The sequence below is a fragment of the Streptococcus sp. CF7_Ac1-8 genome (assembly GCF_024295435.1).
GTDB lineage: Bacteria > Bacillota > Bacilli > Lactobacillales > Streptococcaceae > Streptococcus > Streptococcus mitis_AP.
Map to the genome: position 1 here is coordinate 1 of NZ_JANCPI010000003.1, position 11,793 is coordinate 11,793.

Below are 11,793 nucleotides of genomic sequence, written 5' to 3' on the forward strand. Positions count from 1 at the left end.
CCTCTTTTTCCATTTTGAAATGGGGATTCTTCCTTGAAAATAATCAGTAATTGTGCTAAAATTAAAAGAACATTCTAAAATATTCGGAATTTAAAGTAAGGAAAAACATGGCTAATATTTTAAAAACAATTATCGAAAATGATAAAGGAGAAATCCGTCGTCTGGAAAAGATGGCCGACAAGGTTTTCAAATACGAAGACCAAATGGCTGCTTTGACAGATGACCAACTAAAAGCAAAAACAGTTGAATTTAAAGAACGTTATCAAAATGGAGAATCACTGGATTCATTGCTTTATGAGGCATTTGCGGTTGTCCGTGAAGGTGCTAAACGTGTCCTAGGTCTCTTCCCATATAAGGTTCAGGTTATGGGGGGAATCGTTCTTCACCATGGTGACGTGCCAGAGATGCGTACAGGGGAAGGAAAAACCTTGACTGCGACCATGCCGGTATACCTCAATGCCCTTTCAGGCAAAGGGGTTCACGTAGTTACGGTCAATGAATACCTGTCAGAACGTGACGCGACTGAGATGGGTGAATTGTACTCATGGCTTGGTTTGTCAGTAGGGATTAACTTGGCCGCCAAATCTCCAATGGAGAAAAAAGAAGCCTATGAGTGTGATATTACTTATTCAACTAACTCAGAAATCGGATTTGATTACCTACGTGATAACATGGTCGTTCGCGCTGAAAACATGGTACAACGTCCGCTTAACTATGCCTTGGTCGATGAGGTTGACTCAATCTTGATTGACGAGGCCCGTACACCTTTGATTGTATCAGGTGCTAATGCGGTTGAAACTAGTCAGCTCTACCACATGGCAGACCACTATGTAAAATCGTTGGACAAAGACGACTACATCATTGATGTGCAGTCTAAGACTATTGGTTTGTCTGATTCAGGGATTGACAAGGCTGAAAGCTACTTCAAGCTTGAAAACCTTTATGACATTGAAAACGTAGCTCTGACTCACTTTATCGATAACGCCCTTCGTGCCAACTACATCATGCTTCTCGATATTGACTATGTGGTGAGCGAAGAGCAAGAAATCTTGATCGTCGACCAATTTACAGGTCGTACCATGGAAGGTCGTCGTTATTCTGATGGATTGCACCAAGCCATTGAAGCCAAAGAAGGTGTTCCAATCCAAGATGAAACCAAGACATCTGCCTCAATTACTTACCAAAACCTTTTCCGTATGTACAAGAAATTGTCTGGTATGACGGGTACTGGTAAGACTGAGGAAGAAGAATTCCGTGAAATCTACAACATTCGTGTTATTCCAATCCCAACAAACCGTCCTGTTCAACGTATTGACCATCCAGATTTGCTTTTTGCTAGCATTGAAGCTAAGTTTAAGGCGGTTGTCGAAGACGTTAAGGCTCGTTACCAAAAAGGTCAACCTGTCTTGGTTGGTACAGTAGCAGTTGAAACCAGTGACTACATTTCTAAGAAATTGGTTGCAGCTGGCGTACCTCACGAAGTCTTGAATGCCAAAAACCACTATAAAGAAGCCCAAATTATTATGAATGCTGGTCAACGTGGTGCTGTTACCATCGCAACCAACATGGCCGGTCGTGGTACCGATATCAAGCTTGGTGAAGGGGTTCGCGAATTAGGTGGACTTTGTGTGATTGGTACAGAACGTCATGAAAGCCGTCGTATCGATAACCAGCTTCGTGGACGTTCAGGTCGTCAAGGAGACCCAGGTGAGTCACAATTCTACCTATCTCTTGAAGATGATTTGATGAAACGTTTTGGTTCTGAACGTCTGAAAGGTGTCTTCGAACGTCTCAATATGTCTGATGAAGCCATTGAGTCTCGTATGTTGACACGTCAGGTTGAAGCGGCTCAAAAACGTGTCGAAGGAAATAACTACGATACCCGTAAACAAGTCCTTCAATACGATGATGTCATGCGTGAACAACGTGAGATTATCTACGCTCAACGTTACGATGTTATCACTGCAGACCGTGACTTGGCACCTGAAATTCAGGCAATGATCAAACGCACGATTGGTCGTGTCGTTGATGGTCATGCGCGTGCAAAACAAGATGAAAAACTAGAAGCAATTTTGAACTTTGCTAAGTACAACTTGCTTCCAGAAGATTCTATTACGATGGAAGACTTGTCAGGCTTGTCTGATAAGGCAATTAAGGAAGAGCTCTTCCAACGTGCCTTGCAAGTTTACGATAGTCAGGTTTCAAAACTACGCGATGAAGAAGCAGTTAAAGAATTCCAAAAAGTCTTGATTCTACGAGTGGTGGATAACAAGTGGACAGATCATATCGATGCCCTTGATCAATTGCGTAACGCTGTTGGACTTCGTGGCTATGCTCAGAACAACCCTGTTGTTGAGTATCAGGCGGAAGGTTTCCGTATGTTTAATGACATGATTGGTTCGATTGAGTTTGATGTGACACGCTTGATGATGAAAGCACAAATTCATGAACAAGAAAGACCACAAGCAGAACACCATATCAGTACAACAGCGACTCGAAATATCGCTGCCCACCAAGCAAATATCCCAGAAGATTTGGATTTGAGCCAGATTGGACGGAATGAACTTTGCCCATGTGGTTCTGGTAAGAAGTTTAAAAACTGTCACGGTAAAAGACAATAAAATGAGATAGTTTAGAGGCGGATACCTTGTGAAAAGTAAATTTTTACTTGGTATCCGTTTGCTTTATAAGGAGATGAGTTATGGTATTTACAGCAAAAAGTCCTAAAATTAATATTGAAGAAGTTCGTGCCTTATCAAAATTAGAAGGCCAAGCTTTAGAGAGAAAATCACAGCGCGATCAAGAGCTAGAAGCCATTATACGTGGAGAAGACCAGCGAATTCTCTTGGTAATCGGGCCATGCTCATCTGACAATGAAGAAGCTGTTCTTGAATACGCTAAGCGTTTGGCAGCTTTGCAAGAAGAAGTGGCAGACCGTATCTTTATGGTTATGCGTGTTTATACTGCTAAACCCCGTACCAACGGAGATGGCTATAAGGGCTTGATTCACCAGCCTAATGCGACAGAAGCGCCTAGTCTTATCAATGGAATCAAAGCCGTTCGCCATCTTCATTATCGTGTTATCACAGAAACAGGAATGACAACGGCTGATGAAATGCTTTATCCTGAAAATCTACCGCTTGTGGATGATTTGATTTCTTACATGGCGGTTGGTGCCCGTTCAGTTGAAGACCAGCAACACCGCTTTGTGGCAAGTGGAGCAGATTTCGCGACTGGGTTTAAAAATCCAACATCTGGAAATCTCAATGTTATGTTTAATGGGATTTATGCTGCTCAAAACAAACAAAGTTTCCTTTTTCTTGGAAAAGAAGTGGAAACAACTGGGAACCCACTTTCGCATGCCATTCTTCGTGGAGCGATCAATGAGTATGGTAAGAATATTCCTAACTACTACTATGATAATTTGATGGATACCATTGCTCAGTATGAAAAAATGGGCTTGGAAAATCCCTTTATCATCGTCGATACTAATCATGACAACTCTGGTAAGCAATACATGGATCAGATTCGAATTGTCCGCCAGACCTTGATTAACCGTGATTGGAATGAAAAGATCAAGCAGTATGTTCGTGGCTTTATGATTGAGTCTTATCTAGAAGACGGCCGTCAAAACGAACCGGAAGTATTTGGCAAGTCTATCACAGACCCTTGTCTTGGCTGGGATAATACGGAAGCCCTTGTCAGAGAAATCTACCAAACGCTAGGAGAATAAGATGACATTTATTGAAAAAGGTCAAGAAATCGATATTGAAGCAATCAAGGCAGAAACTCAATTGTCTGCGGAAGCCTTGCGACTAAAGGAGCGTCGTGATAGAGAATTGGCAGACATTATTTCAGGTGAAGATGACCGTATCCTTTTGGTGATTGGTCCTTGCTCTTCTGATAATGAAGAGGCTGTCTTGGAATATGCCCGCCGTTTGTCCGCCTTGCAAAAGAAGGTGGCGGACAAGATTTTCATGGTTATGCGTGTTTATACAGCTAAACCACGCACCAACGGAGACGGCTATAAAGGTTTAGTTCACCAGCCAGATACTTCTAAGGCTCCAAGTCTGATTAACGGTTTGCAGGCTGTGCGTCAGTTGCACTACCGTGTGATTACAGAGACTGGTTTGACAACGGCAGATGAGATGCTTTATCCGTCAAATCTGGTCTTGGTAGATGATTTGGTCAGCTACCATGCTGTAGGAGCTCGTTCTGTGGAAGACCAAGAGCACCGCTTTGTGGCCTCAGGGATTGATGCACCAGTCGGGATGAAAAATCCAACCTCTGGAAATCTTGGTGTCATGTTTAATGGCATCTATGCCGCTCAAAACAAACAAACCTTCCTCTTTCATGGCCAAGAAGTTGAGACTTCAGGAAATCCCTTGGCCCACGTCATCCTTCGTGGCGCAGTTAATGAATATGGGAAAAATGAGCCTAACTTTTACTATGAAACACTGCTAAATGCTATTGAGCGTTATGAAACTATGGGACTTGAAAATCCTTTTATCCTCATTGACACCAACCATGACAACTCAGGCAAGCAATATATGGAGCAGATTCGAATTGTTCGCCAGACCTTGCAAAATCGTGATTGGAATGAGAAGATTAAAAAGACAGTTCGAGGCTTTATGATTGAGTCTTACCTAGCAGATGGTCGTCAAAATCAACCAGAGGTCTTTGGTTGCTCTATTACCGATCCTTGCCTAGGCTGGGAAAATACAGAGGCCTTGGTAGAAGAGATTTATGCTACCTTGACAAAATAAGTGAAAAGGATGGAGTTGGGGAATCTCAACTCCTTTTGATGAGAATGATAGTTGGACACGGAATTGACATCGAAGAATTGGCTTCGATAGAAAGCGCGGTTACACGACATGAAGGATTTGCTAAGCGCGTGCTGACCGCTAAGGAAATGGAGCGCTTCACCAGTCTCAAAGGGCGCAGGCAGATTGAATATTTGGCTGGTCGCTGGTCGGCTAAGGAGGCCTTTTCCAAGGCCATGGGAACGGGCATTGGCAAGCTCGGTTTTCAGGATTTGGAAGTCTTGAACAATGAACGCGGGGCGCCTTATTTTAGTCAGGCACCATTTTCAGGAAAGATTTGGCTGTCTATCAGCCACACCGATCAGTTTGTGACAGCCAGTGTCATTTTGGAGGAAAATCATGAAAGCTAGTCCACATAGACCAACCAAAGCTCTGATTCATCTGGGAGCTATTCGACAAAATATTCAGCAAATGGGGGCTCATATCCCTCAAGGAACGCTCAAGTGGGCAGTGGTCAAGGCTAATGCCTATGGGCATGGGGCTGTTGCCGTTGCCAAGGCGATTCAAGAGGATGTTGATGGCTTTTGTGTTTCCAATATCGATGAAGCTCTTGAACTCAGACAGGCTGGACTCAGTAAACGAATCCTCATTTTAGGAGTTTCTGAAATCGAAGCTGTCGCTCTAGCTAAAGAATACGACATCACCTTGACTGTGGCTGGACTGGAGTGGATTCAAGCACTCTTAGATAAAGAATCAGACTTAGCTGGATTGACAGTTCACCTCAAGATTGATTCAGGAATGGGAAGGATTGGTTTTCGAGAGGCTCGTGAGGCTGAGCAGGCTCAAGACTTGCTCAGACAACACGGTGCTCGTGTTGAAGGGATTTTTACCCATTTTGCGACTGCAGATGAAGCATCAGATGCCTACTTTAATGAGCAATTAGAACGGTTTAAAAAAATTCTGTCAAGTATGAAAGGTCTTCCAGAGCTGGTTCATGCTAGTAATTCTGCAACGACTCTTTGGCATGCAGAGACTATTTTCAATGCAGTCCGTATGGGAGACGCCATGTATGGTCTCAATCCTAGCGGAGAGGTCTTGGACTTGCCCTATGACTTGAAACCAGCCTTGACTTTGGAATCTGCTCTAGTTCATGTCAAGACAGTTCCAGCTGGAGCTTGCATGGGCTATGGAGCGACCTATCAGGCGGATAGCGAGCAAGTCATCGCGACCGTTCCAATCGGCTATGCGGATGGTTGGACGCGAGATATGCAAAATTTCACTGTCTTGGTTGATGGGCAAGCTTGCCCAATCGTTGGGCGAGTTTCTATGGACCAAATCACCATTCGTCTACCTAAGCCTTATCCCTTAGGAACCAAGGTGACCTTAATTGGCTCCAATGGGGGCAAGGAGATAACGGCTACTCAGGTAGCGACCTACCGTGGGACTATTAACTACGAGGTGGTTTGTCTTCTCAGTGACCGCATTCCGAGAGAATATTATTAAAGAAGAAAGGAGTGGAGCATGAATCTACATCAACCCTTGCATGTCTTACCTGGTGTGGGACCAAAGTCAGCAGAAAAATACGCCAAACTAGGAATTGAAAACTTGCAAGATCTTTTGCTCTACTTTCCTTTCCGTTATGAAGACTTCAAGACCAAACAGGTGCTGGAACTGGAAGACGGTGAGAAAGCGGTTCTTTCTGGTCAAGTTGTGACTCCTGCCAGTGTCCAGTATTATGGTTTCAAGCGCAATCGTCTGCGCTTTAGCCTCAAGCAGGGAGAAGTTGTTTTTGCGGTGAATTTCTTTAACCAGCCCTATCTAGCTGATAAGATAGAGTTGGGAGCAACTCTTGCTGTCTTTGGAAAATGGGATCGAGCTAAGGCTAGTCTGACTGGGATGAAGGTCCTGGCTCAGGTGGAAGATGACCTCCAACCTGTCTATAGATTGGCTCAGGGAGTCAGTCAGGCCAGTCTGGTCAAGGTTATTAAGACAGCCTTTGATCAGGGGTTGGACCTCTTGATAGAGGAAAATCTTCCCCAGTCTTTACTAGACAAATACAAACTTATGTCCCGTTGCCAAGCAGTTCGTGCTATGCATTTCCCTAAGGATTTGGCAGAATACAAGCAGGCTCTTCGCCGTATTAAGTTTGAAGAACTCTTTTATTTCCAAATGCAGTTGCAGACGCTCAAGTCTGAAAATAGAGTTCAGGGAAGCGGCTTGGTTCTGAATTGGTCTCAGGAAAAGGTGACAGCAGTTAAAGCAAGTCTTCCTTTTGCTCTGACCCCAGCTCAAGAAAAGAGTTTGCAGGAAATTTTGGCCGACATGAAGTCCGACCACCACATGAATCGACTCTTACAAGGAGATGTGGGGAGCGGAAAAACGGTGGTTGCTGGCTTGGCCATGTTTGCGGCAGTGACAGCTGGGCACCAGGCTGCTCTCATGGTACCGACAGAAATCCTAGCAGAGCAACACTTTGAAAGTCTACAGAGTCTCTTTCCAGACTTGAAACTCGCTCTCTTGACAGGATCCTTGAAAGCTGCAGAAAAAAGAGAAGTCTTGGAGATAATTGCCAAGGGTGAGGCTGATTTGATTATCGGAACCCATGCTCTGATTCAGGATGGGGTGGAGTATGCTTGCCTTGGTTTGATTATCATCGATGAGCAGCACCGTTTTGGTGTGGGTCAAAGGCGGATTTTACGGGAAAAAGGAGACAATCCAGATGTCCTCATGATGACGGCGACTCCCATTCCACGGACGCTAGCCATCACAGCCTTTGGAGATATGGATGTTTCCATTATCGACCAGATGCCAGCAGGTCGAAAACCCATTGTGACGCGCTGGATCAAACATGAGCAACTAGCTCAGGTCCTGACTTGGTTAGAGGGGGAAATCCAAAAAGGTTCTCAAGCCTATGTCATCTCTCCCTTGATTGAAGAATCAGAAGCTCTGGATTTGAAAAATGCCATTGCCTTATCAGAGGAATTGACGGCGCATTTTGCAGGAAAGGCAGAGGTAGCTCTTCTACATGGTAAAATGAAGAGTGATGAAAAAGACCAGATCATGCAGGATTTCAAAGAGAGAAAAACGGATATTCTGGTTTCAACGACGGTTATCGAGGTCGGGGTTAACGTTCCAAATGCGACAGTTATGATCATCATGGATGCCGATCGCTTCGGGCTCAGCCAGCTTCACCAGCTCAGAGGTCGTGTCGGTCGGGGGGACAAGCAGTCCTATGCTGTTCTCGTTGCTAATCCCAAGACTGATTCTGGAAAAGATCGCATGCGCATTATGACAGAAACCACTAATGGTTTTGTCCTTGCGGAGGAAGATTTGAAAATGCGTGGTTCAGGTGAAATTTTTGGAACCAGACAGTCAGGACTTCCAGAATTCCAAGTGGCTGATATTATCGAAGATTTTCCGATTTTAGAAGAGGCTAGAAAGGTTGCCAGCTATATTAGTTCTATGGAAGGTTGGAAAGAGGATCCAGAATGGCGCATGATTGCCCTTCATATGGAAAAGAAAGAACATTTAGATTAATACTCTTCGAAAATCAAATTCAAACCACGTCAGCTTCGCCTTGTCGTATATATATGTTACTGACTTCGTCAGTTCTATCTGCAACCTCAAAACAGTGTTTTGAGCAACCTGCGGCTAGTTTCCTAGTTTGCTCTTTGATTTTCATTGAGTATAAGCTTTCTATAAGGAAATCTTAAGCTAGCTTTCAGGTTTGGTCCTTATACTAGAGTCATCAAAAAGAAACGAGGACTCTCACATGACCGTAACGATTAAAGTAAATTACCAAACCACTTTCCAAAAGAAAGAAGCAACAAAATAATATAAATATAAGGAAGAAAGAGCGTAACTGCTCTTTTTTGTTTCTAAAAGCACAATTTATTGAATCTAAAATAGCACACTGCGGATTCTAAAAAATTCTAGAAATTATAGTAGATTGAATCTTGAATAGTCCACCGAGTTTTCTAAAACATTGTTAGAAATTAGTTTGAATTCCGCAATTAATTTGTTCAGTTTTTATTTCATTTAACTATAATTTGACTTTCCTAATTTCTTTGTTCATATCTTATTTCAATACACCATATCTTACTATTTCAGAACCCACATCTAGCATAACTAAAAAACAGATTCTTCCATCTATTACGGAAAAATCTGTCATTGATTTAATGATTTACAAAAACTCCAACCACGGCTTGCGAACCCTGTCCTTACTGGTTTCTCTATATTTTTTAGTTCTTATTTATGATGCTCTTTCAATATTTCTTCAAACTCAGAGACAGTCATACCCAACTGTTGACTGGCAACTTCAGAAGGCAAAAGACCTTGACGGACTAGATTTAGTAGCATAGACAAACTTCCTTCAACTTTTCCACGCTCCAGTCCCTGTTCAATCCCTTCTGCCCTAGCAGTTTCCAAGGCATAATCATGAGCCAATAATGCCTGTTCTTCACGCATACGTAGTTGACTAAACATTTTCCTGTCCTCCTCGGACCAGCTCTTGTAGTCTAGCAGTTGGTCTGCCTGGCTGATGGCTCGCTCGGGTTGTTGGGTAAAGGGTTTATTCCCAAAAAACTCCAACCACGGTTTGCGAACGCTATCCTTGCTGGTTTCTCTGTATTTTTTTAGTTCTAAGAACGCCATCTTGACTAGATGGTTTTCCTGCCTGTTGTTTGTAATTGTCAAAACCTCACCTGTCGTATCCTCTCGCATACTAAAACTGTGAAAGGCTAAATCATCCTGAAAGTAGTTGCTGTCCACAATTGCAATGGCGTAGACAGGAGCGATATGCTTGTAACTCTGGTGTGTATCACCTTCACGTTGACGAATTTTTTCAAGATTTTGATTGACCTGACTGCACAGATAAGCCCATAAACGATTAATGAAAAAATTCTGATGATGCACCTGAATCTCAATGATCACTTGGGTGCCATTGTCCAACTCTGCCAAGACGTCTATACTAGTGTAAAAATCCTGCGCTGAGTAAGGCAGGGAAGGCAAGACGTGAATATTGCTTCCCTCCAAAATGGTCACATTTTTGGCTGGTAAGTCCAGCATATCGCGAATAAATTGACAAGTGATTTCTGGGTTGCTAAAAATCTTCTTAGCCACTAAATCATTGGTCGGGCTAATGCCCGGATGTCTGAGAATCATTCTTTCTCTCCTTTCATTATAGCACATTTTTACCTCTAGGTTGACTAGATTTAGTGCTTCTATCTATTTATTCGTAAAAAAGCGTAACTTCTCAAAGTAACTTCCCTCTCTCTCCCAAAACTGGAAGTTAGTTTTAGAAGTGACCCAATGAAAATCAAAGAGCAAACTAGGAAACTAGCCGCAGGTTGCTCAAAACACTGTTTTGAGGTTGCAGATAGAACTGACGAAGTCAGTAACATATATATACGGCAAGGCGAAGCTGACGTGGTTTGAAGAGATTTTCGAAGAGTATTACCCTTCTTTCTTGCATTGCTTTTCTAGATATGCTACAGTTGTGATAGCGATTACAAAATAAAAGGAGCATGCTATGAAAAATCCAGCTTTATTAGAAGAAATCAAGACTTATAGAGGACGGGATGAGGTCCCAGAAGACTTTGATGCTTTCTGGGATGAGGAAGTGAAAAAAGTTTCAACTCTTCCAGCCTACCAGTTGGAGGAAAGAAATTTCCACATTCCTCAAGTTAGTTGCTATGAGTTAACGTTTGAAGGAACGAATGAGGGAAAGGTTTATGCGCGCGTCGTTCTTCCAAAGACTGAGGAGAAGGTTCCACTAATCTTCCATTTCCATGGTTATATGGGACGTGGCTGGGACTGGGCCGACATGCTGGCCTTCACCGTGGCTGGTTACGGTGTTGTTTCCATGGATGTGCGGGGGCAGTCGGGTTACTCACAAGACGGCTTGCGTTCTCCTCTAGGAAATACAGTTAAGGGGCATATTATCCGTGGTGCTGTGGAAGGTCGGGATCACCTCTTTTATAAGGATGTTTATCTGGATATTTACCAGTTGGTTGAAATTGTTGCTAGTCTGCCTCAGGTTGATGAGGAGCGTCTTTCTAGCTATGGTGCTTCACAAGGAGGGGCTCTAGCCTTGGTTGCGGCAGCGCTCAATCCTCGGATTCAGAAAACTGTTGCCATCTATCCTTTCTTGTCAGACTTCAGACGAGTGCTTGAGATTGGCAATACCAGTGAAGCTTACGACGAACTTTTCCGTTATTTCAAGTTTCACGACCCCTTCCATGAAACTGAGGAGGAAATCATGTCGACCCTGGACTATATAGATGTGAAAAATCTTGCCCATCGTATCAAGGGTGAGGTTAAGATGATTACGGGCTTGGACGACGATGTTTGCTATCCTATTACCCAATTTGCGATTTACAACCGTCTGACCTGCGATAAAGCCTATCGCATCATGCCTGAGTATGCCCACGAAGCCATGAATGTATTTGTTAATGATCAAGTCTACAACTGGCTGTGTGGTAGTGAGATTCCTTTTAAGTATGTAAAATGATAAATGAGAGAGCCCAGTAGCTCTCTTTTTGTACAGAATCTAGTTAGCAAATATTCTAGTTCATATATACTTTGAAATTCATACTCTTCGAAAATCTCTTCAAACTACGTCAGCTTTATCTGTAATCTCAAAACAGTGTCTTGAGTAGCCTGCGGCTAGCTTCCTAGTTTGCTCTTTGATTTTTATTGAGTATGAGTTTTTTTCTGGGCTGTGGTGTCAAACAATTCATTTTCTATCTAGTTGGGTATAAGCTATTTCAATACATTGGAAAGCGTCTGTGAAATATGTTATAATTTATAAGAAAATATACAGTTTGGCTACAAATGAACATTTATATATAAGTTTATGTATAACTTAGTTTTTCTGATTAGGATAATATCTTATAAAAAACTATATTCCTGGAGATACAGTACTTAAATAGCATTTGTAAAGCAACAAAATAATCTATAGCTATTTTTATTGTAAGAATCAAAGTAGAGAGTGTTATGCTAATGGAAACTGTAATATTTTATTTTTTAG

General features: G+C 42.7%; 8 protein-coding genes. 7 read left to right on the forward strand and 1 reads right to left on the reverse strand.

Features of this window, described 5'->3' with window-relative positions:
* Positions 1-107: 107 nt before the first annotated feature.
* The 6 genes from secA to recG all read left to right on the forward strand — a co-directional run bounded on the left by secA (position 108) and on the right by recG (position 8,300).
* On the forward strand, positions 108-2,621 hold the full coding sequence (gene secA, locus NMM26_RS02090; protein ID WP_254753894.1) for a preprotein translocase subunit SecA: 2,514 nt from the start codon (positions 108-110) through the stop codon (positions 2,619-2,621).
* 80 nt (positions 2,622-2,701) lie between these two features.
* A complete protein-coding gene (locus NMM26_RS02095) occupies positions 2,702-3,733 on the forward strand; it encodes a 3-deoxy-7-phosphoheptulonate synthase (RefSeq protein ID WP_000232190.1) in 1,032 nt (343 codons plus the stop codon).
* 1 nt (position 3,734) lies between these two features.
* Positions 3,735-4,766 carry a 3-deoxy-7-phosphoheptulonate synthase gene (locus NMM26_RS02100; protein WP_254753895.1) on the forward strand — a complete coding sequence of 344 codons (1,032 nt, stop codon included), beginning with the start codon at positions 3,735-3,737 and terminating at the stop codon, positions 4,764-4,766.
* Between the two features lie 44 nt (positions 4,767-4,810).
* Complete coding sequence (gene acpS / locus NMM26_RS02105; protein WP_000635005.1) at positions 4,811-5,173, forward strand: holo-ACP synthase; 363 nt, start codon at positions 4,811-4,813, stop codon at positions 5,171-5,173.
* Entirely contained in the window at positions 5,163-6,266 is a 1,104-nt protein-coding gene (gene alr, locus NMM26_RS02110) for an alanine racemase (RefSeq protein WP_000648089.1), read from the forward strand. The genes acpS and alr overlap by 11 nt, the downstream gene beginning before the upstream one ends.
* An 18-nt stretch (positions 6,267-6,284) precedes the next feature.
* Complete coding sequence (gene recG / locus NMM26_RS02115) at positions 6,285-8,300, forward strand: ATP-dependent DNA helicase RecG (RefSeq protein ID WP_001048780.1); 2,016 nt, start codon at positions 6,285-6,287, stop codon at positions 8,298-8,300.
* Positions 8,301-9,011: 711 nt separating this feature from the next.
* Here recG and NMM26_RS02120 read toward each other — a convergent pair.
* On the reverse strand, positions 9,012-9,926 hold the full coding sequence (locus NMM26_RS02120; protein WP_254753896.1) for an Rpn family recombination-promoting nuclease/putative transposase: 915 nt from the start codon (positions 9,924-9,926) through the stop codon (positions 9,012-9,014).
* Between the two features lie 367 nt (positions 9,927-10,293).
* Between NMM26_RS02120 and NMM26_RS02125 the strand changes: the two genes are divergently transcribed.
* Positions 10,294-11,274, forward strand: coding sequence for an acetylxylan esterase (locus NMM26_RS02125; protein ID WP_254753897.1), 981 nt, complete (start codon positions 10,294-10,296; stop codon positions 11,272-11,274).
* The last annotated feature ends 519 nt before the right edge of the window (positions 11,275-11,793 follow it).